Annotated in this window: 30 protein-coding genes; 18 read left to right on the forward strand and 12 right to left on the reverse strand. The window is 66.9% G+C overall.

Annotated features, from left to right (window positions below):
• Positions 1-109: 109 nt before the first annotated feature.
• The 6 genes from Hhyl2_RS07090 to Hhyl2_RS07115 all read right to left on the reverse strand — a co-directional run bounded on the left by Hhyl2_RS07090 (position 110) and on the right by Hhyl2_RS07115 (position 4,113).
• Positions 110-1,015, reverse strand: coding sequence for an HFX_2341 family transcriptional regulator (locus tag Hhyl2_RS07090; RefSeq protein WP_483550037.1), 906 nt, complete (start codon positions 1,013-1,015; stop codon positions 110-112).
• Positions 1,016-1,068: 53 nt separating this feature from the next.
• Complete coding sequence (locus tag Hhyl2_RS07095; RefSeq protein WP_483550038.1) at positions 1,069-1,314, reverse strand: hypothetical protein; 246 nt, start codon at positions 1,312-1,314, stop codon at positions 1,069-1,071.
• A gap of 84 nt (positions 1,315-1,398) precedes the next feature.
• Positions 1,399-1,845: a YgaP family membrane protein gene (locus tag Hhyl2_RS07100; RefSeq protein WP_483550039.1), complete on the reverse strand. Its 447-nt coding sequence runs from the start codon at positions 1,843-1,845 to the stop codon at positions 1,399-1,401.
• 55 nt (positions 1,846-1,900) lie between these two features.
• Positions 1,901-3,439 carry a sodium:solute symporter family protein gene (locus Hhyl2_RS07105; RefSeq protein ID WP_483550040.1) on the reverse strand — a complete coding sequence of 513 codons (1,539 nt, stop codon included), beginning with the start codon at positions 3,437-3,439 and terminating at the stop codon, positions 1,901-1,903.
• The gene (locus Hhyl2_RS07110) at positions 3,432-3,650 is read right to left on the reverse strand and encodes a DUF3311 domain-containing protein (RefSeq protein ID WP_483550041.1); all 219 of its coding nucleotides are present in this window, start codon (positions 3,648-3,650) and stop codon (positions 3,432-3,434) included. The genes Hhyl2_RS07105 and Hhyl2_RS07110 overlap by 8 nt, the downstream gene beginning before the upstream one ends.
• 118 nt (positions 3,651-3,768) lie before the next feature.
• Positions 3,769-4,113, reverse strand: a complete 345-nt coding sequence (locus Hhyl2_RS07115) for a tRNA-binding protein (protein ID WP_483550042.1) — start codon at positions 4,111-4,113, stop codon at positions 3,769-3,771.
• A 52-nt stretch (positions 4,114-4,165) separates the two neighbouring features.
• Between Hhyl2_RS07115 and Hhyl2_RS07120 the strand changes: the two genes are divergently transcribed.
• Positions 4,166-4,879 (forward strand): sugar phosphate isomerase/epimerase family protein, encoded by a 714-nt coding sequence (locus Hhyl2_RS07120; RefSeq protein WP_483550043.1) that lies wholly within the window; start codon positions 4,166-4,168, stop codon positions 4,877-4,879.
• Positions 4,880-4,996: 117 nt separating this feature from the next.
• On the forward strand, positions 4,997-6,289 hold the full coding sequence (gene dnaG, locus Hhyl2_RS07125) for a DNA primase DnaG (protein WP_483550044.1): 1,293 nt from the start codon (positions 4,997-4,999) through the stop codon (positions 6,287-6,289).
• Here dnaG and Hhyl2_RS07130 read toward each other — a convergent pair.
• On the reverse strand, positions 6,286-6,708 hold the full coding sequence (locus Hhyl2_RS07130) for a GNAT family N-acetyltransferase (RefSeq protein WP_483550045.1): 423 nt from the start codon (positions 6,706-6,708) through the stop codon (positions 6,286-6,288). The genes dnaG and Hhyl2_RS07130 overlap by 4 nt on opposite strands.
• Positions 6,705-8,048 carry a DUF92 domain-containing protein gene (locus tag Hhyl2_RS07135; protein WP_483550046.1) on the reverse strand — a complete coding sequence of 448 codons (1,344 nt, stop codon included), beginning with the start codon at positions 8,046-8,048 and terminating at the stop codon, positions 6,705-6,707. Before Hhyl2_RS07135 ends, Hhyl2_RS07130 begins: the two co-directional genes overlap by 4 nt.
• A 107-nt stretch (positions 8,049-8,155) precedes the next feature.
• On the opposite strand from Hhyl2_RS07135, the gene Hhyl2_RS07140 reads away from it, so the two are divergent.
• Positions 8,156-8,764 (forward strand): undecaprenyl diphosphate synthase family protein, encoded by a 609-nt coding sequence (locus tag Hhyl2_RS07140; RefSeq protein ID WP_483550047.1) that lies wholly within the window; start codon positions 8,156-8,158, stop codon positions 8,762-8,764.
• 105 nt (positions 8,765-8,869) lie between these two features.
• Positions 8,870-9,745 (forward strand): Ig-like domain-containing protein, encoded by an 876-nt coding sequence (locus Hhyl2_RS07145; RefSeq protein WP_483550048.1) that lies wholly within the window; start codon positions 8,870-8,872, stop codon positions 9,743-9,745.
• Here the strand turns inward: Hhyl2_RS07145 and uppS are convergent.
• On the reverse strand, positions 9,742-10,656 hold the full coding sequence (gene uppS, locus Hhyl2_RS07150) for a polyprenyl diphosphate synthase (RefSeq protein WP_483550049.1): 915 nt from the start codon (positions 10,654-10,656) through the stop codon (positions 9,742-9,744). The two genes, Hhyl2_RS07145 and uppS, sit on opposite strands and share 4 nt — an antisense overlap.
• 194 nt (positions 10,657-10,850) lie before the next feature.
• Here uppS and Hhyl2_RS07155 point away from each other — a divergent pair, with 194 nt between their 5' ends.
• Complete coding sequence (locus Hhyl2_RS07155) at positions 10,851-11,045, forward strand: cold-shock protein (protein WP_162319255.1); 195 nt, start codon at positions 10,851-10,853, stop codon at positions 11,043-11,045.
• Positions 11,046-11,181: 136 nt separating this feature from the next.
• Positions 11,182-11,589, forward strand: a complete 408-nt coding sequence (locus tag Hhyl2_RS07160) for a DUF5778 family protein (RefSeq protein WP_483550050.1) — start codon at positions 11,182-11,184, stop codon at positions 11,587-11,589.
• Here the strand turns inward: Hhyl2_RS07160 and Hhyl2_RS07165 are convergent, their stop codons facing one another.
• Positions 11,590-11,871, reverse strand: a complete 282-nt coding sequence (locus tag Hhyl2_RS07165; RefSeq protein ID WP_483550051.1) for a DUF7577 domain-containing protein — start codon at positions 11,869-11,871, stop codon at positions 11,590-11,592. It abuts the gene before it with no gap.
• A gap of 87 nt (positions 11,872-11,958) precedes the next feature.
• On the opposite strand from Hhyl2_RS07165, the gene ahbB reads away from it, so the two are divergent.
• The 7 genes from ahbB (at position 11,959) to Hhyl2_RS07200 (ending at position 16,838) form a co-directional block, all read left to right on the forward strand.
• Positions 11,959-13,023 carry a siroheme decarboxylase subunit beta gene (gene ahbB, locus Hhyl2_RS07170; RefSeq protein ID WP_483550052.1) on the forward strand — a complete coding sequence of 355 codons (1,065 nt, stop codon included), beginning with the start codon at positions 11,959-11,961 and terminating at the stop codon, positions 13,021-13,023.
• Positions 13,020-13,667: a precorrin-2 dehydrogenase/sirohydrochlorin ferrochelatase family protein gene (locus Hhyl2_RS07175; protein WP_483550053.1), complete on the forward strand. Its 648-nt coding sequence runs from the start codon at positions 13,020-13,022 to the stop codon at positions 13,665-13,667. Before ahbB ends, Hhyl2_RS07175 begins: the two co-directional genes overlap by 4 nt.
• Positions 13,664-15,010 (forward strand): glutamyl-tRNA reductase, encoded by a 1,347-nt coding sequence (gene hemA, locus Hhyl2_RS07180; RefSeq protein WP_483550054.1) that lies wholly within the window; start codon positions 13,664-13,666, stop codon positions 15,008-15,010. Before Hhyl2_RS07175 ends, hemA begins: the two co-directional genes overlap by 4 nt.
• Position 15,011: 1 nt before the next feature.
• Positions 15,012-15,302 carry a hypothetical protein gene (locus Hhyl2_RS07185; RefSeq protein ID WP_483550055.1) on the forward strand — a complete coding sequence of 97 codons (291 nt, stop codon included), beginning with the start codon at positions 15,012-15,014 and terminating at the stop codon, positions 15,300-15,302.
• Positions 15,303-15,380: 78 nt separating this feature from the next.
• Positions 15,381-15,659, forward strand: coding sequence for a 4a-hydroxytetrahydrobiopterin dehydratase (locus Hhyl2_RS07190; RefSeq protein WP_483550056.1), 279 nt, complete (start codon positions 15,381-15,383; stop codon positions 15,657-15,659).
• Between the two features lie 3 nt (positions 15,660-15,662).
• Entirely contained in the window at positions 15,663-16,052 is a 390-nt protein-coding gene (gene lwrS, locus Hhyl2_RS07195; RefSeq protein ID WP_483550057.1) for an LWR-salt protein, read from the forward strand.
• 123 nt (positions 16,053-16,175) lie between these two features.
• Positions 16,176-16,838 (forward strand): HAD family hydrolase, encoded by a 663-nt coding sequence (locus tag Hhyl2_RS07200; RefSeq protein ID WP_483550058.1) that lies wholly within the window; start codon positions 16,176-16,178, stop codon positions 16,836-16,838.
• Here Hhyl2_RS07200 and Hhyl2_RS07205 read toward each other — a convergent pair whose 3' ends face one another.
• Positions 16,839-17,768, reverse strand: coding sequence for a molybdopterin-binding protein (locus tag Hhyl2_RS07205; RefSeq protein WP_483550059.1), 930 nt, complete (start codon positions 17,766-17,768; stop codon positions 16,839-16,841). It lies immediately after the preceding gene.
• Positions 17,769-17,870: 102 nt separating this feature from the next.
• Here Hhyl2_RS07205 and Hhyl2_RS07210 point away from each other — a divergent pair, with 102 nt between their 5' ends.
• Genes Hhyl2_RS07210 through Hhyl2_RS07220 form a run of 3 tightly spaced genes read left to right on the forward strand, consistent with a single transcriptional unit; the run spans position 17,871 to position 20,802 of the window.
• The gene (locus Hhyl2_RS07210; RefSeq protein ID WP_483550060.1) at positions 17,871-18,647 is read left to right on the forward strand and encodes a GIDE domain-containing protein; all 777 of its coding nucleotides are present in this window, start codon (positions 17,871-17,873) and stop codon (positions 18,645-18,647) included.
• A 49-nt stretch (positions 18,648-18,696) separates the two neighbouring features.
• Positions 18,697-19,053, forward strand: coding sequence for an Hsp20/alpha crystallin family protein (locus Hhyl2_RS07215; RefSeq protein ID WP_483550061.1), 357 nt, complete (start codon positions 18,697-18,699; stop codon positions 19,051-19,053).
• A gap of 18 nt (positions 19,054-19,071) precedes the next feature.
• Positions 19,072-20,802, forward strand: a complete 1,731-nt coding sequence (locus tag Hhyl2_RS07220) for an ABC1 kinase family protein (RefSeq protein WP_483550062.1) — start codon at positions 19,072-19,074, stop codon at positions 20,800-20,802.
• Here Hhyl2_RS07220 and Hhyl2_RS07225 read toward each other — a convergent pair whose 3' ends face one another.
• Positions 20,803-21,543, reverse strand: a complete 741-nt coding sequence (locus tag Hhyl2_RS07225; RefSeq protein ID WP_483550064.1) for an NAD(P)/FAD-dependent oxidoreductase — start codon at positions 21,541-21,543, stop codon at positions 20,803-20,805.
• 150 nt (positions 21,544-21,693) lie between these two features.
• Here Hhyl2_RS07225 and pan1 point away from each other — a divergent pair, with 150 nt between their 5' ends.
• A complete protein-coding gene (gene pan1 / locus Hhyl2_RS07230) occupies positions 21,694-22,908 on the forward strand; it encodes a proteasome-activating nucleotidase Pan1 (protein WP_483550065.1) in 1,215 nt (404 codons plus the stop codon).
• A 60-nt stretch (positions 22,909-22,968) separates the two neighbouring features.
• Positions 22,969-23,601, forward strand: a complete 633-nt coding sequence (locus tag Hhyl2_RS07235; RefSeq protein ID WP_483550066.1) for a DUF420 domain-containing protein — start codon at positions 22,969-22,971, stop codon at positions 23,599-23,601.
• The last annotated feature ends 44 nt before the right edge of the window (positions 23,602-23,645 follow it).

Genomic DNA, 23,645 nt, shown 5'->3' on the forward strand with positions numbered 1-23,645 from the left:
ACTCGGCGGTGAGGGCGGTCAGCAGTGAGTGACGACTGCGAGTAGAGCGGTTTCGGGAGGCGGCGAGAGCGGAAAGCGACAGCGGGGTGAACAGACACGGGAGCGACTGCTAGACCGAGATGTCCGCTTCGTCCCGCGAGTGGGCCCGTACCCACAGTTCACCGATTCGGGAGAGGCGAGTCCGGTAGGATTTCCCGTGTTCCTCCTGCTCGATGTACCCCTTTCCGCCGGGGCCCAGTCGGTCGACGTTGTAGATGACCTTCGAGCGGAACGAGTCGGTGTACTCCTCGCCCAGGTCGCGGGCCAGTTCCTGGGCCAGTTCCGAGACGGACTCGAACTCGCCGTGTTCGCCCAGGGTAAAGAGGATGACCTCCTCGAAGGGTTTGACGTTCGAGAAGGAGGCGACGGGGAGTTCGACGATGTGGGAGCCGTCGATCTCCTTGGCCCCGATGGTCGTCCCGCGTTCGTCGAACTCGTCCAGCAGGTCCACGGCAGTTTCGAGGCGTTCGTCGACGCGGTCGTCGACGTCGCCGCCGGCCTGCAGATCCTGCAGGAGGTCGACCTGGCGGCGGAGTTCCTCGGCCAGTTCCGTCTCCAGGTACTTCTCCGGGACCGTGTAGTAGGTGTGGATGCGATCACGGTCGCCCTCGCGTTCGACCATGATCGAGTGGGCGGCCGTCGCGAACGCGAACGAGACAGTGCGTGGCATCGCCGAGACGTTGACCCACACCTCGCTGCCCGAATCCAGCTCGGCGTTGATGAGTTCGAACGCCTGCTCGAAGGCGTCGTCGTAGTCGTAGACGTCACCGATGACGAACCGCTCGGTCTCGGCCCCCAGCAGGTTCCGGTAATCTTTCTCCAGTTTCTTCGCGAGGTTGCGCGAGTACTCGACGTTGGCCTCGCTCCCGACGGCCCCCTCCAGGAGGATGACGCGGTCCACGTCGAGTTGCTCGCGCACGAGCGGCGCGATGAGCCGGTCGTAGTCGAACCCGACCGGGACGATGTGGGTCTGCATACCTCTACAGCCGTCACGGACGCTTATAAACACCGGCAGAGTCCCCTCGGCGCTCAGCCGTCTCGGACCGCCAGCAGGTAGTAAGCGACCAAGGCGAGCAGGCTCCCGAACAGTGAGAGCGGCGACAGCCCGGCCAGGGCGGTCACCAGCGCCCAGAGAACGGCGTTCGTGTTCTCGCGGCGATCCGCGTCGAAGTAGACGAGGGTCGCCGGCCCGAGCGCGAGGAGGGCAACGAGGAGGACGACGATCAGTTCCGTCGTCCCCGGGAGGCCGGGGAACAGCGGGGCAAACGGGACCATATCACGGGAATCAAACGGCTCACAGAAGTGTGTTTCCGACCGAGTGAGGCGGTCGGGATAGCTCGGTGCCGTAGTGCCGGCCGATCAGAGACAGTCGTCGTGGACGGGGTCGCCATCGGCGTTGGGGCGGCGGCGCTGGCCCGCGACGATGGCCTCACCACAGACCGCACAGGTCAGGGTGCCGGCCGTGGCGGTGGTGCTATCGGCGGCTTCGTCCGCAACGGCTCCGTCGCCCACATCTTCGTCCGCGGTCGCGGTCTCGTCGTCGGCGACGACAGCGACGTCGGCGTCCTCGTCGAGGGACGCGCCGGAGTCGGTATCGAAGTCGGTGTGGTCGGTCTCGTGGAGCGGTTCGACCGCTGGCCCCTTCTCGCCGGTCGCGGAGACGCCCAGCGCGACGGCGCCGACGCCAGCAAGCAGGCCGCGCAGTCGCTTCCCGCCACGGAGTGAACGGAGGGCGAGGATTCCCAGCCCTACCGCGAGCAGTACGCGAACGAGTCGGCTCCGGTCGCCACCGGTCTCGGTGTCCATACCGGAACGCGGGGCCGCGGGCTCTTTAGTGTCACCCATCCGGCATCGAGGCCGATCAGTCGGCTTCGACACCCTCGACGCGATAGGCCGCGCGGTTCTCGGTCGCAGCAGGAGCGGTGACGAGCGAGACACCGGCCGTGAGGAGCAGGCCCAGCAAGATACCCACGATACCGGGCGTCCAGCCCAGATAGGCGCTCGGGAGTGTGACAGTCAGTCCCACCAGGCCGGCGAGCGTCTCGACGACCGGGAAGACGTGCAGGATGTAGAACGCCTGGCTGCCGAGGATACCGGCGTACATCCCGTAGCGTGTCGTCCCGCGCCAGTACAGTGCCAGCGCGACCGGTACGGTCAGCTGTGCGAACCCGCTGAAGGCGGTATCGCCGATCTGGACGAGCGTCCCCGGCGTGTAGAGGCTGGCGACGAACGAGAGGGTCGCGAAGACGACCACGCCCACGCGTGCGACCAGCGTCTCTCTGCGGTCGCGCTCGACATCCGAACGCGACGCTCCCGACCCGAGTAACCGACCCAGTGGGCGATAGATGTCTCGCGTGAGGTACGAGGACCCCGACAGGAGCATCGAATCACTGGAGGACATCATCGCCGCCATCGCACCCGCGATGACGAGCGCTGCGAACCAGGTCGGCGTGTACTCGGCCAGCAGCGCCGGGACGACGTTGCTACCCTCCGGGACGGTGACACCGAGCCCGGCCGCCCAGGCACCGAGCATGAACGCCGGGACGAACAGCAAGAGCACGAGCACGGGCCACAGCGCGAAGGTCCGCTTGAGGACGGTCTTGGAGCCGGCGGCGAAGAACCGCTGATTGATCTGGGGGAACATCGTCACGCCGAAGGCGATACTCACCGCCGTCGAGATGATGTACTGTTGCGTGTAGAGACCACCACCCAGCGCCAGGAACTCGGGGTTGGAGTCGCCAAGCAGCGCCGTCGCCTGGCCCGCACCGCCCACCGCCGAGAGGATCCAGGCGACGGCGACCCAGACGAGCGAGAGCATGAACAGTCCCTGGAGCGTGTCGGTCCAGGCGACGCCGCGCATCCCCGAGACGGCGACGTAGAGGATCATGAACAGCGTGATGCCGCCGGCGCCGACCCAGAACGGGACCGCACCGTTCGTCAGCCCGACGATGGCCTGCCCGGCGCCCTTCTGCTGGAGCATCACGTACGGGAACAGCCAGACGAGGCTGACGCCGGCGACGACCATCCGCAGCGCCGTCGAGCCGAACCGGTCGCCCAGCATCTCCCCGAGCGTGACGTAGCCGTGTCGTTTGCCGACCAGCCACTGCTTGTACCCCAGGACGTACCAGAGGACGGCGAAGATGATCCCGTCCATCAGCCCCATCACCAGGATCCATTCTGGACCGGCAGCGAACGCGAGGTTCGGGCCGCCGAAGAAGGTAAAGGCCGACAGCAGCGTCGCGAACGTCGTAAAGAGGAGGACGACGGTCCCGAGCGTCCGGCTGGCGAGGTAGTAGTCCTCGGCGTTGCGGTCGGTCAGTCGGTAGGCGACGACGCCGACCGCCAGCGCCAGCACCATGTACGCACCGACGATGCCCAACTGGAGCGTGGTCTCAGCCATCTGCGGGCACCTCCTCGATTCCGAGCCCCCACGACGTCCGTGCGAAGACGGCGAAGACGACGCTCGCGAGCACCATCCAGCCGATATGCCACCAGAGCCAGACTGGGAGGCCGGCGGCGACCTGCGAACTCCGCCAGAGGAACCAGGGGACCGAAAGCGCCATCAGGAGGAGTGCGACGACTGTCCAGCCGGCTATCCGCGCGTATCTCATGTTGGAACGAGCTAGTCAGTTCCCATACAAATCAATTTCGTTCTATCGGTACGGTATATCGAAGAGTATTTTTCTTCATACTCCGGACTACACCTTCTCGTACGTATCGCCGGTCGTATCAGTACACGCGGGTGCCCGGCTCGACGTCTCGCTCTGTCGTCAGGTGGACGACGCCGTCCTCGCTGTCGACGCCGGTCACGAGACACTGGCTCTCGAAGCCGGCGATGGTGACGGTCCCGAGGTTCACCACGGCGACGACCTGTGCACCGAGGAGGTCCTCGTGGTCGTAGACGTCAGTGAGTCCGGCGGCGGACTGTAACTGCTCGTCGCCGAAGTCCACGGTGAGTCTGTAGACGTCCTTGCGTGCCTCGGGGAAGTCCGCGACGTCGACGACCTCGCCGACGCGCATCTCTACGTCTTCCAGGAACCGTGCAGGGTCGATCTGCTCCTCGGCGAATCCCATGGCCCCGTTTTGTGGGTCCGGTTATATCACGCTCGCGGTCCCAGCAACGGACATGCGTACTGCGATCCAGCTATGGACCCTTCGGGACGACGAGCGGCCGCGGGCCGAGTTGTTCGACCACATCGCCGCGGCGGAGTACGACGGCGTGGAGTTGGCGGGGCTGTCCGAGCCGGTCGAAACCGCACAGTTGCTCGAAGAACGGGGGCTGCTCGCCGCCGGCGTCCACGTCGACGCCGACGAGCTACGGGCGGACCCGTCGGGCGTCACGAGCGATCTGGAGACGCTCGGGGCCCCGTACGTCGTTGTGCCGTACCTCGACGACGACCACTTCGCCGACGCCGCCGCGGTCGCGGAGACGGGCCGGACGCTCGACGACCTCGCTCTGGAGATGGAGCGGCCGCTCTGCTATCACAACCACAGTCACGAGTTCGTCCCCGTCGGGACCGAGACTGCCTTCGACCGCCTCGTCGAGGCGACGACCGTCGACTTCGAACTGGATGTCGGGTGGGCACTGGCCGCCGGGCGAGATCCGGTGGCGCTCCTGTCCGATCTCGAGGGCCGGGTCCCGCTGGTCCACATAAAGGACGTCACCGGACAGGGCGAGCCGACCGAACTCGGCGAGGGTGTCCTCGACGTCCAGGCGGTCGTCGATGCCGCCCGCGCGGCCGGGACCGAGTGGCTCGTTTTCGAGCACGACGACCCGGAAGCGCCCCTGGAGTCGATGGCGTCGGCCGCCGACGTACTCGCGTCCGTCGAGGGCACATAGATCCTGCCTGTGGCGGCGCCGTGTGACAGCTTATTTGGGTCCGCCGCGTCTACGGAACGATAGTGACAGCGGTCCGGCCGCCCGCTGGGTCGGCCCGGCCAGTTTCGGAGCCAAACGATGCAAGACACGGCAAAATATCTGATACACGCGGACATCACGGCTGCCGGCGTCGTCGAGCGAAGCGACGTCGTCGGCGCCGTGTTCGGACAGACCGAGGGGCTACTCGGCGAGGACCTGGACCTCCGGGACCTGCAGGACTCGAAGAAGGTCGGCCGGATCGACGTCGAGATCACCGCCGAGGGCGGCCAGTCGAACGGCGAGATAACCGTCGCGAGCGGCCTCGACAAGGTCGAGACGGCCATCCTCGCGGCCGCCCTGGAGACCATCGAACAGATCGGACCCTGCGGAGCCGAGATAACGGTCACCGATATCGAGGACATCCGGAGCGCCAAGCGACGGGAGGTCGTCGACCGGGCGACGGAGTTGCTGGCCGACTTCGAGGCCGACTCCATCACCTCCGAGGACATCGTCGAGACGGTCCGCCAGCGTGTCCGGGTCGAGGACGTCACCGAGTACGAGGGGCTCCCTGCGGGGCCGCGCGTGGCCGACTCGGACGCTATCGTCGTCGTCGAGGGCCGCTCCGACGTCGTCCAGTTGCTCAAGTACGGCGTCAAGAACGCCATCGCCGTCGAGGGGACCGACATCCCGGAGGCTGTCGCGGAGTTGACGAAGAGCCGGACCGTGACCGCGTTCCTCGACGGGGACCGTGGCGGCGACCTCATCCTGAAGGAACTCGCACAGGTCGGTGACGTCGACTACGTCGCCGTCGCACCGCGTGGCAAGTCCGTCGAGGACCTCTCCCGTGGCGAGGCGATGGCCGCACTGCGTGACAAACTCCCGTACGACGCGGTCGCGGAGGCCGAGTCCGTGGACGCGCTCGTCGAAGGCAGCGAGACGACCCGCGCCGACGGGGCCGCCGAGGTCGAACACCCACAGACGGCCGACGACCAACGTGGGGACGAGGGCAGTGTCGTCTCGGTCACCGAGGCAGCGGAGTCGGCTGCGTCCGAAGCCGACACCCCAGAGTATCCAAGCGAGTCCGACGAACAACACGACCAGGTGACTACCCTTTCGGACCACATCGACGCCGTCGTCGGGACCGACAGCGGCCAGGTCCGCCTCCTCGACGCGGACCTGACCGTCCTCGACGAGGGAGCCGCTGCGGACGTCGTCTCGCTGCTCGCCGAGAGCGAGACGGTCCCGGAGACCGTCGTCCTGGACGGGGCGTGTAGCCAGAAGCTTCTCGACGTGGCAGCCCAGCGCGGTGTCGACGTCGTCGTGGCGACGGCCCACGGCGAGTACGTCAAACAGCCCACCAGCGTCCACGTTCGCATCGAGGGCGAGGACTAGAGCGACCGGGTGAGCAACACGGCGTCCCCGTCGTCGTAGTGATCTGGGAGGCGGTCCTCGACCGCGAACCCCAGATTCTCGTAGAATCGCCTGACCCGCTGGTCGTCGGCACGAGCGGTCAGGCGTACCGTCTCGAACCCCACGTCGCGGAGGCGGTCGAGGAGCGTCGTGAGCAACAGCGTCCCGATGCCCTCGCCCTGCCGGGCCGGCTCGACGGCCAGTTCGGCCAGGTACGCCACCGGCTCGTCGGGAACGACCAGTGCGTAGCCGACTGGCTCGCCGTCGTCGTAGACGAGCAGTTCCGGCGGGCCGTCGACGGCGACCGACAGCAACTCCGGCCAGGGATGGTCCAGTGCCGCCGCCTGGATGGCTCGCAGACGGGAGCGGTCGTTCGGGCGTGCCTCCCGGACGCCGGTCATACCAGGCCGCCGCCGAGTGCCAGTGCGACCCCGGTGATGGCCGCCGCCAGCGTGGCCAGCATGTTGACGCCCTGATTGCCGACGATGGTTCCCTCCACCGTCGCACCGAGCAGGCTGTCGACGACCATGCCGACGAGGCCAGCGACGACGACCACGACGGCGCCCACGGAGCCGACAGACGCGAGCAGCACCGAGGCGATGCCGGCGATGATCCCCGCGCCGACGAGGCCGGCGACGACTCCCTGCCAGGTGATCCCGCCGTCAGTCCCCGGTTCGACGCGGCGGAACGTCGTGATGAGCCGTGGGTTGTCGTAGAGACCGCCGAACTCGCTGGAGAAGGTGTCGGTCATCGCTGCGGCCACGGCGCCGGCGAACGCGTACAGGAAGAGGTCGGGATTGACCGCGATATGCGACGGACTCGCGGCGGTCGCCAGAACGGCGACGAGCGCGACGATGGAGTTGGCCAGCACGTTGCCGCTCCCGCGAGCGCCCTCGTTCTCCTCGGCGATACCACGCGCCAGTTTCTCGTCGTAACGGTACTTCGAGGAGAGGCCACCGAGACCGAAGAACGTCACGAGCATGGCGAACCAGCCGTAGCCCCCGAGAACGATAGTGAGCAGTGCGAGCAGGATACCCGTCAGCATCCCCGGCAGCGAGGCCGTATCGAGGGCGTAGGAGACGTAGCCCAGCACTGCCGTCACGGCCAGCGCGATACCGATCCGCTGGGTCGCCACGGCGGGATCGAGCACGAACAGCAGCCAGAGCAACAGCCCCACCGAGAGCAGGACGAGCGGGTCGTCACGCTCGAACAGGACCGAGCGCAACAGCGCGGCGACCAGGGGGCCGGTCGCGGCCAGGAACACGATGACCGGGAGGGCGATGAGGACGCCCTCCAGTCTCGCGCCGGCGACGTGGCCGGCCAGTCCGGCGGCGAACCCGACGACGACGAACGCTGCCGTCGCGACGAACTGGTCGCTGTTGACCGTGGCGACGGCCCGCTGCCCGAGGTTGCCGTAGGCGACGACGAAGACGGTCCCCACGAACACCGAGGTCGGCATGGAGAACTGGACCGCGAGCAGCGCCAGGCCCGCGACAGCCAGCGAGAACGCCGCGAGGCCGTGGAGTTTGCCGTCCTCGTAGTCGCCCGGCCGGGCGAACAGGTCGAACAGCCAGGAGTCGCTATCGACGACCGTCAGCGCCAGTGCGGCGACGAGGACGAACGGACCGGTGGCGGCAACCGTCGCCAGCGCCGGTGACCGGAGGTCGGTCGCCAGCGGGACCACGAGTGCGAGCGTCCCGACGAGCGCGAACCCCGCCGCCCGCCGTACGGTCGATGTCACGTCTCCTCGCTACCCCGGAGAGGCACTTACCGTTTCCGAACTCCGCGAGGGCGACCGTCCAGCGTCGAGTCGTGAACTTTAGGCGCCACCTCCTCCTAGCCGTCGGCGTGGGTCTGTACGACCGCTATCTCGCGACACGACTGCGCCTGAGCGACGCTGACCTCCCCGAACGGGTCGCGCTGGTCATCACCGAGCGGGACCTGCTCAGCGACGGCGCGTACGCCACCCTGGAGCGGTTCCTCGACTGGGCCGTCCGCTACGGCGCCGAGACGACCGTCGTCTACGTCAGCGTCCTCGACGAAGAGGTCGTCCCGACGCTCCGCCGCGAACTCTCCGATATCCGGGCGCCGAGTGCGGTCGCGGTCCGCGGCCCGGACGACGAGCGGACGGCCGACGCGCCCATCCAGATCTCGATCGGACTCGGGGGCCAATCCGAGTTCGCGACGGCGGTGGCGAAACTCGCAGAAGGCGTCGCGGACGGGGACCTGGCTCCCGGCGACATCGACGAAGCCGCCGTCGAGGAACACCTGGTCTTCCCGACCGACCCGGACCTGGTCATCAAGACCGGCGCGGAACGACTCTCGGATTTCATGATCTGGCAGTCGGTCTACTCCGAACTGTACTTCACCGACGTGAACTGGCAGAACTTCCGCCAGCGGGACTACCTGCGCGCGCTCCGGGACTATCAGGAACGGCAGCGCCGGTTCGGCCGGTGAGCGGAGTTCTGGCCGCGTCACCGCCCCGTGCCTCGACGTTCCGTCGCTCAAACGGCCGTTTGAGCGCCCCGAAGACACATTCCCGTGGCCACGCGAGTCCGGCGTATGGAACGAACGCCGACCCGCCGTCAGCTCCTCCGCGCCGGAGTGGTCGCCGCCGGTGTGGTCGGCGGCTGTAGCGGTGTGACGGACGGGCCGTCGGACGTGACTGGGGACTCGACGGCGACAGAGACGACCTCGACACCGACGGCGACGCCGACCGAGACGGGAACGTACGCCTCGACGCCGACCGGACCGGAGGAGTACCCGGACCGGCCGACCGAGGCGACAGCGGACGCCGCCCTGACGTTCGCGAAGGAGTTCGAACGGACCCGGGCGTACAACATCCTGCACGAACAGGACGTCGAAGAGATATCCGTCCAGGGGGCTGCCAAATCCGACCGGCCGGCCTACGGCGGGTACTACGTTCTCGCGACGGCGTCGGGCTACGCCAACTACGCCGACGACCTTCATGCCGACTGGGGACAACTCCCTGCGCTGTACTTCGTCAGCCCCGACCTCGTCGTACGGGCCGGTGACTACCGAGACAAGTACTTCGACTGCTCGGAAGTGTTCGCCAGCGAGACCAGCGGCGAGAACTTCGCGACCCCCTGTGACGGCCAGTGGGCCAGCTATCGAGTCCACAACCTCCACACCGAACTGCACGAACTCTCGGTCTCGGTCGTCTACGACCCCGAAGGAGCGTCGACGCCCGTCCTCGAACGCGAGTACAACGTCGAGTCCACGGGCGGTATCCAGCAGGAGAGCGTGACCTACCGCCGCGGAACGTATCGCGTGACGACCGAGACACCCGAGGGGCTGTCCGCCAGTCGCGACTGGCACCTCGACGGGCCACCCGACCAGGACCGCCCGCTGACCGTGCTCGTGACGCCGGCGGGGGGCCTCGAAATCCGTCGGGTTCCCTTCGGGTCGGTCCGCTAGTCCGCGAGTTCGTACTCCTCGTCGGCCTGCTCGCGTTCGCCGTTGGGGAGCGCGCCCCGGAACCGCTGGAGGACCTGTCTGGCCTGCGGTACCTCGCGGCTCCCGAGCGAGCGGACCAGCGCCAGCGCTCGCTGTGCGCGTGTCGTCCGCCAGGACGCCTGCCGGTTCTGGTAGGTCCGGATCGCCCGGAGGAAGTCGATCTTGCGGAACTCCGGCCAGTAGGGCGTACAGAAGAACGTCGCGGCCTCGTTGCCGTTGGCGTGCCACGGGAGGAAGTTCGAGGTCCGCTCGTCGCCGCCGGTCCGGACGATGAGGTCGACGTCCCGCGTGGGCCCCTCGTAGAGGAACCGTTCGACGGTGTCGACGTCGACGGCTTCCGGGTCCAGGTCGCCGACCTCGACGGCGCGAGCCACGTCCCGCGCGGCGCCGAGCAGTTCCGCCCGCCCACCGTAGGCCAGCGCGATGTTGAGGTTGAGGCGGTCGTACTGTGCGGTCCGGGACTCGGCGTAGTCGATGGCGTCACGGACGCGTTCGGGGAGCATGTCGAGTTCCCCGATGGCACGGATACAGACCTCGGACTCGTGGACGCGGTCGGCGTCCGCGAACGTCCGGAGCTTCTCCTCGACGAGGTCGAAGATGAACTTCCGTTGCTCCGCGGGCCGGTCGAAGTTCTCCGTCGAGAACGTATACAGCGTCACCTCGCGGACGTCGAGTTCGTCACACCAATCGAGCAACGCCTCGGTCGTCTGGGCACCCTCCCGGTGACCCTCGGTCGTCTCCGCACCCTGCTTCCGTGCGTACCGACGGTTCCCGTCCATGATGACCGCGACGTGTTCGGGTGCGCCCGAGAGCTCCCGCTGCAACACCTGTTCGTAGGCACTATAGCCGACGTCGCGCACCCGATCCAGCATTACTCGTAGGATATCAATCAGCCGATAAGGACTTTGTGGAAACGAACTGTTCTTGCTCACAGCTCCAGCGTGGGGAGATTGCAGACGCCGATGCCCCGGTCGTAGTGACAGGACGAGTCGACGCTGGCCGAACCGAGCTGTCATCTGCTTGGGCACACATTTTATATACCCCTGGGGTTCTGTGTACTAGTGCAATGGCGACCGGTACGGTTGACTTCTTCAACGACACTGGCGGTTACGGATTCATCGAAACTGACGACGCTGACGAAGACGTGTTCTTCCACATGGAGGACGTCGGCGGTCCCGACCTCGAAGAGGGTCAGGAAGTCGAGTTCGATATCGAGCAGGCAGATAAGGGCCCCCGGGCAACCAATCTGAAGCGCCTGTAAGACGGGTTTCTGTACCCGCGTCCACTGGTACTGATACCCGGCGGTATCGGACCGTCGGCTGCATCATGCGGTACGGCATTTTTCGAGCGACGACGAATGCGAAGTGCATTAGAGTGGTCGGTCCGCACGTCCAGCCATGGCTGACGCTGACGCGCTCGACGAGGATCTCTACCGGCGGACCAAGCAGTTACTCGAACCCGGTGAGATCGAACTCAACGGGACCATCGTCCACACCGCGTTCGACGGGAGCGACGAGATCGAGATGATGCAGGCGACCATCGAGGTCGGCGAGCGGATCGCGGCCGCTGCAGGGATCGCCCCCGAGGACACCTTCGTCTACTCGGGCAGCGACGACCCGGAGTTCGCGTCGAACCAGCACCAGGGCCTGACACTGGACGGCGAGGAGTTCGTCTGGGAGTGCCAGCAACTGCTGCGCGAGGGGTCGTTCGATCTCGTGTTCTACTACGAAGCCAGCGCCGACCACGAAGGACTCCTGGCCGACCTCGAAGACCGGGGCTACGAGGTCACCGGCGTCGAAGGATAACTACTGCGGCAGACGTTCCTGGCAGTTGTGACAGTACGTGTACTCGGTGCCGTTCGCCGAGCCACAGATGTGACAGGTGACCGCCTCGACGGCCGCCTGCTCGAAGTAGGCGTTCAACTGCCCGGCGTCGGGGCCCTGCTTGCCCGCGAACTGATCGATAAGCGTGTCCTTGGCCGCGTAGTCCAGCACGCGGAACATGAGGACGAACGACCCGGGGACACCGACCAGTACGCAGAGGAAGACGAACAGGCGGAACCCCAGTTCGAGCGTCGATATCTCCACAGATAGTGTTAGGTTCCGAACCAGTAAAGCCCTCTGGCGAGCGCGGCGTCCGGGTGGCTTATGTCCACTGAAACCCGAGGGCCGTCCATGACAGCCGATCTCGGGTCGATCGACCGGGCGATCCTGAACGCCTTCCAGGGCGGATTCCCCGTGGTCGAACGCCCCTTCGGGCCGGCCGCCGACGCACTGGCCGAACACGACGTCGACGTCACCCCCGACGACCTCCTCGAACGCGTCCAGCGGCTGGACGAGGAGGGTGTCCTCTCCCGGTTCGGCGCCCTCATCAACGCCGAGGAGATCGGCGGGACGGCCACACTGGTCGCGACACACGCCCCCGAGGATCGCTTCGACGAACACGCGGACCTCGTCAACGCGCACCCGGAGGTCGCACACAACTACGAGCGCGAGCACCCACATCTGAACATGTGGTTCGTGGTGTCGGTCGCCGACGAGGAGCGGGTCGACGAAGTGCTGGCCGAGATCGAGGCCGAGACCGGCGAGGCGACCTACAACCTCCCCAAACAGCAGGAGTTCCACGTCGGCGCGAAGTTCCCGGTCGAGGGGCCACAGACCCAGTCCGTCGACTGTTCGGATGCAGGGCCGGACGTGTACCCGACCGACCACCGGTCGCTGACTCCCGCGGAACTCGACCTCGTCCTGGCGATCCAGGGCGGCCTGCCGATCACCGAGACACCCTACGCGGACGTCGCCGATGAGATCGGCACCGACACCGAGTGGGTCGTCGAGACCATCAAGCGGTTCGATCAGGAGGGGAAGGTCCGCCGGGTCGGCGCGGTCCCGAACCACTACGCGCTGGGGTACAGCGAGAACGGGATGACGGTCTGGAACGTCCCCGACGACGTCGTCGACGAGGTCGGGCCGGCCATCGCCGAGTTCGACTTCGTGACCCACTGCTACGAGCGCCCGCGCCACGAGGGCGTCTGGCCGTACAACTTCTTCGCGATGACCCACGGCCGCAGCGAGGACGAGAGCGAGCGGCGCATCCAGCAGGTCCACGACCGGATGGCCCAGTACTGGGACGTCGGCGAGGACGACTGGGATACCCTGTTCTCGACACAGATCCTCAAGAAGACGGGGATCAGATTGGACGAACGTGCCGAGGCGAACGTCGAGACCACCACAGAGCCGTGATCCCGCTGTTGCACGACTTCACGGACGAGACCGTCCTCGTCTTCGGGGGCGGTCCGGTCGGTGCGCGCAAGGCGCGTCGGTTCGCCGCCGAGGCGACCGTCGTCGTCGTGAGCCCCGCCTTCGCCGACCGGAACTTCGGCGGCGCCCAGCGGGTGCGGGCAGCCCCCGATGCCGACGCAGTGGAGGAGTGGATCGAGCAGACCAAGCCAGCGCTGGTCGTCGCAGCGACGGACGACAGGGACCTCAACGACGCCGTCGCGGCCGCTACGATCGACGCCGGCGCACTGCTCAACCGGGCCGACGACCACGGCGAGCGCGACGCGGGCAGCGTCGTCGTCCCCGCGACGGTCCGTGACGATCCGGTCACACTCGCGATCGCCACGGGGGGTCGCGCGCCCGCGTTGTCGAAGTACCTCCGGGAGGAGTTCGAGTCCCGATACGGGAGCGCCGGCGAGATGGCGACGTTCGTCGGGGAGATGCGCGAGGAACTGCAGGCCCGTGGGGTCGAGCCGGACCGCCGACGTGACATCGTCCGGAACGTTGTCAGGAGTCGAGAGCTTTGGAAGGCTTTAGATAGGGGCGAACCCAATCCCCACCAAGTACTAGCAGACGTGATCGAGGATCTACCGGGTGAGATGGCGTGAGAGACCAGCAGGGAGTCATCGTCGGCGTGAGCGTGTCACACGAGCACGCGAGCGTGGACCAACTGGAGACCGCTGCCACGGAGAGCCAGCGCTATGCCGTCGAGACACTGCTCGCCGAACCCGGCGTCGAGGAGGCACTCGCCCTCCAGACGTGCAACCGGACGGAAGGATACGTGGTCGCCCCCTCCCACGAGGTCGGCCTGGCCGCACTCGAACTGTTCACGCGCGGTATCGACGACGAGGCGGCCGTCGAGATGGACCACGAGGAGAGTCTGCGACACCTCCTCCGGGTCGCTGCCGGCCTCGAATCGATCGTCCTGGGCGAGGACCAGATCCTCGGCCAGCTCCGGACGGCCTACGAGCAGGCCCGCGGCGTCGGCGGCATCGGGTCCGTCCTGGAGGACGGCGTCACCAAGGCCATCCACGTCGGCGAGCGCGCGCGCTCGGAGACACGGATCAACGAGGGTGTCGTCTCACTGGCTTCGGCCGCGGTGCGACTGGTCGGCCGGGACCGCGACCTCGAGGGCGAGACGGCGCTGGTGGTCGGCGCCGGCGAGATGGGCCAACTGGCCGCCTCGGCCCTGGCAGAGCGCGTCGACCGCGTCATCGTGGCCAATCGGACTGTCCCCCACGCCGAGCACGTCGCCGACGCCATCGACACGGCGGCGAGCGCCGTCGCGCTCGACGCACTGGAGGCGGCCCTCGAAGAGGCGAGCGTCGTCGTCTCCGCGACCGGGAGCAACGGGAAGGTCTTCGACACAGACGCCTTCGAGGGGGCGGGCGACACCGCCGTCGTCGATATCGCCCAGCCACGGGACGTCCCCACCGCGGCCGCCGACCTGCCGTCGGTGACCGTCTACGACCTCGACGCGCTGGAGTCGGTCACCGACGAGACACGCAAACAGCGCCAGGCCGCCGCAGATACGGTCGAGCGCCTCGTCGACGAGGAGTTCGACCACCTGCTGACCCAGTACAAGCGCAAGCGCGCCGACGAGGTCATCTCGACGATGTACGAGAGCGCAGAGCAGGTCAAGGCCGCCGAACTCAACACGGCGCTGTCGGCGGCGGAGTTCGACGAGGACCAGCAGGAAGTCCTCGAAGCGATGGCCGACGCCATCGTCTCGCAGTTGCTCGCCGCACCGACCCGGAGCCTCCGAGACGCCGCCGAGGAGGACGATTGGTCGACGATCCACACGGCACTGGAACTGTTCGACCCCGACTTCGGCGGCCAGGACCAGTCCTCGCCCCCGGAGTTCGTCGAGGAGATGAGCCCGGAGGACATCCCCGAGGGGATGCGCGACGAGATCCCCAGCGCTGTCCTCGACGAACTCGCCGACGACTGAGATGGTGAGCGTCACCCCGCTGATCGTCGGCGTGGGCTTCGTCGTCGTCGCCGTCGGCGGCTTACTTGAGGTAACCGGCTACGACGAGGACAAGCGCCGCGAGAACCGGCGGCTGGCACAGGTGTTCACCTACGGCTGTCTCCTGATGTTCGTCCTCGGCGCCTTCGCCGTCTGGACCGGCATCAGCAGCGGGACGCTGCCCACGTGGGCGGTCGTGCTGCTAGCCCTCGTCACGGTCGGCGTCCTCGGGGCCCAGTGGAAGCTCAGGCAGGCCATCGAGGCCACCGGCTGAGACGGAGTGCTGTCGCTGTGTCCGGATGATCGGCCGACCGACACAACTGTTATCCAGATGGCAGGCCAGATGTCAGGTATGGCAGACCTGCTTTCCGACGACGAGATCGCCGAGCAACTCCCAGAGGGCTGGGACCGGGACGGTGACGAGATCGTCCGCGGCTACGAGTTCGACGGCTATCTGGACGCCTCCGGGTTCCTGAGCGCTGCCGCTGGCCTGGCCGAGGACGCCTGGCACCACCCGGAGATGACCATCTCGTGGGGCGAAGTCGAGGTTCGGCTGACGACCCACGACGCCGGCGGCATCACGAGCAACGACATCGACCTCGCCGAGCGGTTGAACGGCATCTACGACTGACCTGTGTCGTCCACCGACCCGCGTGAAGCACCTGCTCGCTACGTGTTCCGGGTGACGTTCAGGCTCGATACTGGCCCTGGCGTCGCGGCCGATCCAGAACGCTTCGAGACGACGGTCTATCGGGCGGCCGACCCGCCGGGCGAAGCGGGCTGGCTGTTCTTCCGGGACAACTGCTGGCGCGGCGACCTGGCCGACGAGGCCCACTTTCGCAGGCTCGTCGAACCGGAACTGGGCGTCCCCGTCGAGTCGGTCGCGTTCAGCGAACTCCAGACCAGCGAGGCGTATCTCGACGACCTGAAAGCGGCTATCGCCGACGATCTGGGGCTGTTCAACGCCGAGAAGGTCTCCGAGGTGCTGTCGAAGTACCTCGGCAGCTCGATCCGTGTCGAATGACATGTATGCACATGGGGTGGCGTTTGTGCGCGTTAGGAAACGTCTACGGGCGATATCGTGTTTCTAACATCGGTAGAAGGGCCCGAAAACCTTTACCAGTCCCTCCCCAACTAGACGTTCCCCATGCCCACCCACAACGATTTCTGGCTGTTCGACCTCGACGGGACGCTCGTAGACATCGAGCCGTCGTATCCGACAGCCCTGATGGGGGAGATCGGCGACCGGCTCGGCGTCGGCTTCTCCGAGGAAGAGGCCAGAGTCCTGTGGTACGGGATCGGCGGCGCCCGCGACGAGTTCCTCGCCCAGCGCGAGATCGACCCCGAGCGGTTCTGGGACGTCTTCCACGAGGTCGAGGACCCCGCGAAACGGGCCGAGGCGACGTACCTCTACGACGACGCCGAGCGGTTCCTCGCCGAGATAGACGCCCCCATCGGACTCGTCACCCACTGTCAGGAGTACCTCACCGGCCCGGTGCTGGAGAACCTGAACATCGCGAACTGGTTCGATACGGTGGTCTGCTGTGACGACGACATCGGCTGGAAACCCGACCCGACGCCCGTCGAGCGCGCGATGCGCGAGCTCGGCCTGCTCGACGGCACGGGCCGGCCGATGACCGACGGCGGGACCGAACCCGCTGGTGCCCTCGTGGGTGACGATCCTGACGACATCGGCGCGGCACGCAACGCCGGGCTCGAGGCCATCCACGTCAGACGCCGGCCGCCGGAGGTCGACGGCCGCTGTGTCTGGGGCGACCGGCAGGTCTCCTCGCTGCTCGACCTGCGGTGATCAGAGCAAGTAGTCCCAGTTCTCGACGGCGACGTCCTCGCCAACCGCGGGTGTCTCTGTGTCCGCCGGCACCGTGATCCAGCCGTCGGCTCGCGTGACGGTTCCCAGGTCGGTCCCGGTGAGCGGTGTCGCCGCCCCGTCGTCGACGGTGACCGGAACGTACGTCCGTCGGTCCCGGGGGGCGTCGATATCCCGGTCCAGCGTCACAGTCCGCGTCGGGTGGTCGGGCAGCGGCGCACCGGCGAAGCTCTTGAGCAACGGTCGGAGTAGTTGCACCGCCGCGACGTGGCTGTCGACCGACGCCTCTGGCAGCAAGAGCACCGGCCGATCCTCGACGACGGCGAGGCCGGTCCGACTGCCCGGTTCGATGGCGACCCGATCCGTGATGAGCGAACCCAGATCCGCGACGACCCCGCGCAGGACGTCGCCCGGTTCGGTGCCCGTGACGACGAGGAGGTCCCGGGTGAGGTCCCGCTGGACGGCCATCCGCAGTGCCGGCCGGTCGTCGGCGACCGGATCGCGGTAGGTAACCTTCCCGCCCCAGCGGTCGACGTACTGTGAGAGGGTGAACCCGGCAGTCTCGACCCGCTCGTCCGGCCCGGCGTCGCGCTGGACGAGTTCGTCGCCGGTCGGGACGATCCCGACCTGTGGCCGCTGGCGGACGAGTAGTTCGTTGACACCGGCCGCCTTCAGCAGGCCCACGTCGACCGGCCGGATCTGGTGACCGCGCTCGAACACCGTCGATTCGGCGTCGAGTCCGGCTTCGGGGACCGCCTCGTTGGCCGTCGCGTCCGTCGCGAGCACGCGGCCGACCGCGACGGACAGCGGGATGCGGTCGGTCCGGTCGACGGGCACAGCGTAGCCACCGATCTGTCGGCGTGCGGTTGCGAGCGCGAGTGTGTCGTCGTCCGGGACGGCTGGGTCGGTCATACCCGGGGAACGGGCTCCCGGACGAAAAGGTCTCGTGGATGCGGTCACCGAGCGCGAACCAGTGCGTGAACGTTTATCCCTCCGCGGTGCGCCATCCGTCGTATGGTCCTCTTGCAGTTGTTCCTCCTCGTGTTCGCTGCGATCGGTGGCTATCTGCTCTACACCGGTGGGCGGGAACTGTACACCACCGTCCACATCCTCCGGAACGACCCCGTCGATATCCGGACGCTGGACGGCTACACGGGCCCGGTCGAGATAGAGGGCACCGCCGTCGTCGACGACGACAGTGGGACCGTCACGTCGCCGTTTACCGGCAGCGAGTGTCTCGCCTATACCTACGAGGTCGAGGAACTGCGCTCCTCGGGGAAGAACTCCAACTGGAAGACCCTCGACGAGGGGATGGGTGGCGTGAACTTCCTCGTCGACGACGGCACCGATCGGGTGCTGGTCGATCCCAGCGGTGCCGACGTGCGGCTGGAGTCCCACACAGTCACGGTACCCCCAGGGACGGAGCTCCCGGATCGGCTCGCGGCGTACGTCGCGGCCACCGAGGGTGTCGACGCACAGGACCGCACGCTCGATCTCGTCGTGACGGAACTGGCGGTGGGCAACAAACAGCGGTTCACCGAGCGCAGGCTGGACGCCGGCGAGCACGTCTACGTCTACGGCCAGGCCCGTCGAGGACCGGCCGCAGAGTGGGGAAGCAACCGAGTCGACGCCGTCATCGGGTCAGGACCGGGGACGCCGGTGTTCGTCATCTCGGACACCGACGAACGCGGGACCGCCTGGCGCATCGCACGCGGCGGCCTCCTCCAGGCAGTGATCGGGCTCGCCTTCCTCGGATTCGGTGTGGTGTTTGCCGTCGGCACACTGCTCTGAGGGTCCCGAGACCGTCGGGTTTAACGCGGGTCGACCCATACGGTCGTGTATGTCAGCGCTGCGTGAGGCGTTACGTGACCTCCCTGATGCCGTGTTCGCGGACGTACTCGAATCCGACGAGGCCTACCTGCTCGTGCTCGACCTGCCGGGCGTCACCAGCGAGACGCTGGACGTCCGTGTCGAGGGCGGCCGGCTCGTCATCGAGGGCCAGCGCAGCAAGGACGTCCCCCGCGAGTTCCGCTTCGTCGAGGAGGACCGCTCGGTGTTCCTCGACGCCGAACTCCCGCTGCCACCGGACGCGACCGGCCAGGGCGCCGACGGGACCGTCCGCAAGGGCGTCCTCGAACTCCGGCTCCCCAAGGCCACAGCGGCACCGAGCACGACGATTCCCATCGACGAGGACTAACTCCGGGGTGGCCTGTTGGTGAATCTCCGCGCGTACTGGCGGTTCTTCGTCGTCGCACGTCACTTCCTCCCCCTGTTGCTCGCGTACGCGAGGGACCGACACCGGTTTCTCGTCGTCGGTAGCTCCAGACGGGTCACCAGCGAACAGCGCCGCGAGCGTGCACAGGCGCTGCTGGACTCGCTGCTCACGCTGGGTCCGACGTTCATCAAACTGGGACAGTTACTCTCGACGCGGCCGGACATCCTCCCACCGGAGTACATCGAGGAGTTCTCGAAGCTCCAGGACCGGGTCCCACCGGCCGACTGGGAGGCCGCGAGAGGCGTTCTGGAAGCCGAACTCGGCCCGGTCGACGAGGCCTTCGCCGAGTTCGACGCCGAGGCCATCAGCGGCGCCTCGCTCGGCCAGGTCTACAAGGCACAGATCGACGGCGAGCGCGTGGCCGTCAAGGTCAGACGACCCGGTATCGAGGATCTCGTCGAGGCCGACCTGCGCGTCATCAAGTGGTCGCTCCCCGTCCTGATGTACTTCGTCGGCGAGGCTCGCTCGTTCTCGCTGGAGACGCTCGCCGACGAGTTCTCCAAGACCATCCGCGAGGAGATGGACTACGAGCGCGAGGCGCGCATGCTCACCGAGATCCGCGCGAACTTCGCCGACAACCGTCGCATCCGCATCCCCGAGGTCCGCGAGAGTCACTCCACCGAGCGCGTGCTCACGATGGAGTACATCCCGGGGACGAAGATCAACGACATCGAGGACCTCGACGAACAGGGGTTCGATCGGACGGAACTGGCGGAGACGCTCCAGCGGGCGTACCTCCAGATGATCATCGACGACGGTATCTTCCACGCTGACCCACACCCGGGGAACCTCGCGGTTCAGGAGGACGGCAAACTCGTCTTCTACGACTTCGGAATGTCGGGTCACGTCGACTCGTTCGTTCAGGACAAGATCGTCGACTTCTACGCCGCGGTCGCCGACCAGGACATCGACGCCATCCTCGACGCGCTCATCGAGATGGGGACGCTCTCACCCGAGGCCGACCGGCAGGTGATGGGCGACGTGATGGAACTCGCCATCGCGGACGCGCGGGGCGAGGACATCGAGCAGTACCGCGTCCAGCAGATCATCCAACAGGTCGAGGACACCATCTACGAGTTCCCGCTGCGTCTTCCGTCGAACCTGGCGCTCGTGCTCCGTGTGGCGACCGTCGTCGAGGGCGTCTGTGTCACGCTGGACCCCGACTTCGACTTCATCTCGGTCGCGACCGACTACCTCCGCGAGGAGGGGTATCTCGCCAGGGGCGTCCGGAACTACATCGAGGACCGCCAGCAGGAAGTCCAGGACGCGACCCGGTCGGCGGTCCGCATCCCGCCGAAACTGGAATCCGTACTGGATCGCGTCGAGCGCGAGGATCTACAGGTCCGGGCCGACATCGAGGACTCGGACCGGCTGCTCGCGGCGATGACGAAACGGCTCATCCTCGGAATGTTGCTCGCGAGCACGCTGTTCTCGACGGCACTGCTGTACGCCGAGGCGTCACTGACCGGTGCGGGCGTCGCTGGGGGCGGTGCCGTCCTGTTGACCGGGGCGCTCTGGTGGTCGTTCCGGTCGAAGAAGGGGCTCCGCGCGAAACCACAGTTCACCAGGCAGAGCATGCGCGAGCAGGACACAGGCGGGCCAAGCGCCAGTGACGGCGCCACCGCCTTCGAGTACCCGACCGAGACCGAGGAGCCCGAGCCCGAGCGCTGACTACTCGTCGTCGGCGACACTCGGATGCATCGTCGGTTCGCCTGGCATCGGTTCCTCGAAGTACCGTCGCATGATCTCCAGCGATTCCTGTTCGCGCTGTCTCCGTTCGTCCTCGTCGATCTCTTCACAGCCCGGCGGGACCTCGCGACCGCGCTCGGTGAAGTAGCCCTCGGGCGCCGTCCAGTCGTGGTAGAAGTCCACGTCGGAATCCTCGACGAGTGTCAGCCCCACCTGGGCGCCGTGGCCCGCTGCGACGATGGCCTGGTGGTGCTGTTCGGCCAGGCGGCCCGCCGCGTAGAGTCCGTCGACGGCCGTCCGACCGCAGTCGTCGACGCCGACGAACTCCTTGGAGCCGCGGTCGATGGTCTCGACGTCCAGTCCCGAGAGGTACGACGGGTCCGACCAGGAGGCCGCGATCAGGTAGGCCGCGTCGTAGGTCTCGTCGTCCTCGGCGACCGTGACGACGAATCGGTCGTCGTCGCGTTCGACGTCGGTCACCTCGCCGTCGATGAACCAGACGCCGGCACGGCGGGCCTGTGCCCGCATCAGTTCCAGCAGGAGACGGGGGTTGATCCCCGCCGGGAAGCCGGGGTAGTTCTCCAGATGCGCGTTCCGGTTGAGTATGGACTCACCCGTCGAGACGATCCGTGTCGAGAGCCCTGCCCGTGCCGTGAAGATGGCAGCCGAGAGGCCTGCGACACCGCCGCCGACGATGATGGCGTCTTCGCGTTCCGATGGCATACGCCGGGGTAGCTCGTCGGCTGGCAGAAAGCTGCCGGTTTCCAGTGACAGCACGTGGCGGCTCCGTGTCTGCCGATCACATCGTCGCCAGTATCATTCTGTTACGGTGACCCGAAGCCTCATAACCGTTCATCTACTATACGGGGCGTAATGACCGACACCGTCGACGATGTCGACATGCCGTACGACGAGAACGCCTCACAGCAGAAGAAGATCGAGGCATTGCAGGAACGGCTCGAAGTGCTCGAATCGCAGAACGAGGAGATGCGGGACAAGTTGCTCGACGCCAACGCCGAGAACAACAAGTACCAGCAGAAACTCGAGCGGCTCACCCACGAGAACAAGAAGCTCAAGCAGTCGCCGCTGTTCGTCGCCACCGTTCAGGAACTGACCGACGACGGGGTCATTATCAAACAGCACGGCAACAACCAGGAGGCCCTGACCGAGGTCACCGACGAGATGCGCGAGGACCTCTCGCCCGACGACCGCGTCGCCGTCAACAACTCCCTCTCTATCGTCAAACAGCTCAACGACGAGACCGACGTCCGGGCACGTGTCATGCAGGTCGACCAGTCACCCTCGGTCACCTACCAGGACATCGGCGGCATCGAGGAGCAGATGGACGAGGTCCGCGAGACCGTCGAGATGCCCCTGAAGTCCCCCGAGATGTTCGCGGACGTCGGCATCGACCCGCCGAGCGGCGTCCTCCTGCACGGCCCGCCCGGTACCGGGAAGACGATGCTGGCCAAGGCAGTCGCCAACGAGACCGACGCCACCTTCATCAAGATGGCCGGCTCGGAACTGGTCCACAAGTTCATCGGCGAGGGCTCGAAACTCGTCCGTGACCTGTTCGATCTGGCTCGCCAGGAGGAACCCGCCGTCGTCTTCATCGACGAGATCGACGCCATCGCCGCCAAACGAACGGAGTCGAAGACCTCCGGCGACGCCGAGGTCCAGCGGACGATGATGCAACTGCTCTCGGAGATGGACGGGTTCGACGACCGCGGCGAGATCCGCATCATCGCCGCGACCAACCGATTCGACATGCTCGACCGCGCTATCTTGCGCCCGGGTCGCTTCGACCGCCTCATCGAGGTCCCCAAACCCGACGTCGAGGGCCGCCGCCAGATCTTCCAGATCCACACGCGCGACATGAACCTCGCCGACGGTGTCGAGTTCGACGAACTCGCCGAGGAGATCGACGAGGCATCCGGCGCGGACGTCAAGGCCATCTGTACCGAGGCCGGGATGTTCGCCATCCGCGATGGCCGGACCGAGGTCCAGATGTCGGACTTCTACGACGCCTGGGAGAAGATCCAGCAGGACGAGACCGAGGACGAGGACGTCTCGCGGACCTTCGCCTGATCGGCACGCGTTTTCGACCCGTTCCAGAACACGGAAACCCGTTCGCTCCTACCCTCGTGTATGGCAGTCACGGACCAACTCCGGACCAATGCCCGGTCCCGGCCAGCGGTCATCACCGCTGTCGTCTCGATAGTCGGCTACGCGCTCGTGTTCGGTGCCTTCGGCGGCCTGTTACCCCTGCCGGACATCTCCAACGACGCGGTCATCCTCCTGAGCGACGCCATCGCGGTGGTAAACGCGGCCGCCCTCACTTCGATCCTCGCCGGCGTCTACTTCATCAAGAGCGGCCAGGTCCAGCGCCACCGCGCGGCGATGCTGACGGCCTTTACACTCATCCTCGCGTTCCTGGTGATGTACCTCGTCAAGGTCGGCGGCGGCTTCGAGAAGGAGATCATCGCGGAGGGGGCCGTCTGGACGGCCTACATCGTCATGCTCGCGATCCACATCCTCCTGTCGGCTATCTCGGTCCCGGTGGTGGTCCACGCGGTCGTGCTGGGGCTCTCGCACACACCTGCGGAACTGCGTGAGACCTCGCACGCACGCGTGGGCCGGATCGCCGCGGCGGCATGGAGCCTGAGCCTCTTTCTCGGACTGGTCACGTACGTCATGCTGAACCACATCTACGGCTGGGTCCCTCGTGGCGGCGAGGCGGCACTCCTCGTCCTGCTCGTCGGGCCGTCACTGAGACGATAGCTCCACGAGCGACCGACGGCACTGTCGGTACTCGACGTCACAGC

It is taken from the genome of Haloarcula sp. H-hyl2, from assembly GCF_056934385.1.

Bases quoted from the DNA above. Each gene is read 5' to 3' on its own strand.
- Hhyl2_RS07090 (WP_483550037.1), bottom strand. From the start codon at position 1,015: ATGCAGACCCACATCGTCCCGGTCGGGTTCGACTACGACCGGCTCATC.
- Hhyl2_RS07095 (WP_483550038.1), bottom strand. From the start codon at position 1,314: ATGGTCCCGTTTGCCCCGCTGTTCCCCGGCCTCCCGGGGACGACGGAA.
- Hhyl2_RS07100 (WP_483550039.1), bottom strand. From the start codon at position 1,845: ATGGACACCGAGACCGGTGGCGACCGGAGCCGACTCGTTCGCGTACTG.
- Hhyl2_RS07105 (WP_483550040.1), bottom strand. From the start codon at position 3,439: ATGGCTGAGACCACGCTCCAGTTGGGCATCGTCGGTGCGTACATGGTG.
- Hhyl2_RS07110 (WP_483550041.1), bottom strand. From the start codon at position 3,650: ATGAGATACGCGCGGATAGCCGGCTGGACAGTCGTCGCACTCCTCCTG.
- Hhyl2_RS07115 (WP_483550042.1), bottom strand. From the start codon at position 4,113: ATGGGATTCGCCGAGGAGCAGATCGACCCTGCACGGTTCCTGGAAGAC.
- Hhyl2_RS07120 (WP_483550043.1), top strand. From the start codon at position 4,166: ATGCGTACTGCGATCCAGCTATGGACCCTTCGGGACGACGAGCGGCCG.
- dnaG (WP_483550044.1), top strand. From the start codon at position 4,997: ATGCAAGACACGGCAAAATATCTGATACACGCGGACATCACGGCTGCC.
- Hhyl2_RS07130 (WP_483550045.1), bottom strand. From the start codon at position 6,708: ATGACCGGCGTCCGGGAGGCACGCCCGAACGACCGCTCCCGTCTGCGA.
- Hhyl2_RS07145 (WP_483550048.1), top strand. From the start codon at position 8,870: ATGGAACGAACGCCGACCCGCCGTCAGCTCCTCCGCGCCGGAGTGGTC.
- uppS (WP_483550049.1), bottom strand. From the start codon at position 10,656: ATGCTGGATCGGGTGCGCGACGTCGGCTATAGTGCCTACGAACAGGTG.
- Hhyl2_RS07155 (WP_162319255.1), top strand. From the start codon at position 10,851: ATGGCGACCGGTACGGTTGACTTCTTCAACGACACTGGCGGTTACGGA.
- Hhyl2_RS07160 (WP_483550050.1), top strand. From the start codon at position 11,182: ATGGCTGACGCTGACGCGCTCGACGAGGATCTCTACCGGCGGACCAAG.
- ahbB (WP_483550052.1), top strand. From the start codon at position 11,959: ATGACAGCCGATCTCGGGTCGATCGACCGGGCGATCCTGAACGCCTTC.
- Hhyl2_RS07185 (WP_483550055.1), top strand. From the start codon at position 15,012: ATGGTGAGCGTCACCCCGCTGATCGTCGGCGTGGGCTTCGTCGTCGTC.
- Hhyl2_RS07190 (WP_483550056.1), top strand. From the start codon at position 15,381: ATGGCAGACCTGCTTTCCGACGACGAGATCGCCGAGCAACTCCCAGAG.
- Hhyl2_RS07200 (WP_483550058.1), top strand. From the start codon at position 16,176: ATGCCCACCCACAACGATTTCTGGCTGTTCGACCTCGACGGGACGCTC.
- Hhyl2_RS07205 (WP_483550059.1), bottom strand. From the start codon at position 17,768: ATGACCGACCCAGCCGTCCCGGACGACGACACACTCGCGCTCGCAACC.
- Hhyl2_RS07210 (WP_483550060.1), top strand. From the start codon at position 17,871: ATGGTCCTCTTGCAGTTGTTCCTCCTCGTGTTCGCTGCGATCGGTGGC.
- Hhyl2_RS07215 (WP_483550061.1), top strand. From the start codon at position 18,697: ATGTCAGCGCTGCGTGAGGCGTTACGTGACCTCCCTGATGCCGTGTTC.
- Hhyl2_RS07225 (WP_483550064.1), bottom strand. From the start codon at position 21,543: ATGCCATCGGAACGCGAAGACGCCATCATCGTCGGCGGCGGTGTCGCA.
- pan1 (WP_483550065.1), top strand. From the start codon at position 21,694: ATGACCGACACCGTCGACGATGTCGACATGCCGTACGACGAGAACGCC.
- Hhyl2_RS07235 (WP_483550066.1), top strand. From the start codon at position 22,969: ATGGCAGTCACGGACCAACTCCGGACCAATGCCCGGTCCCGGCCAGCG.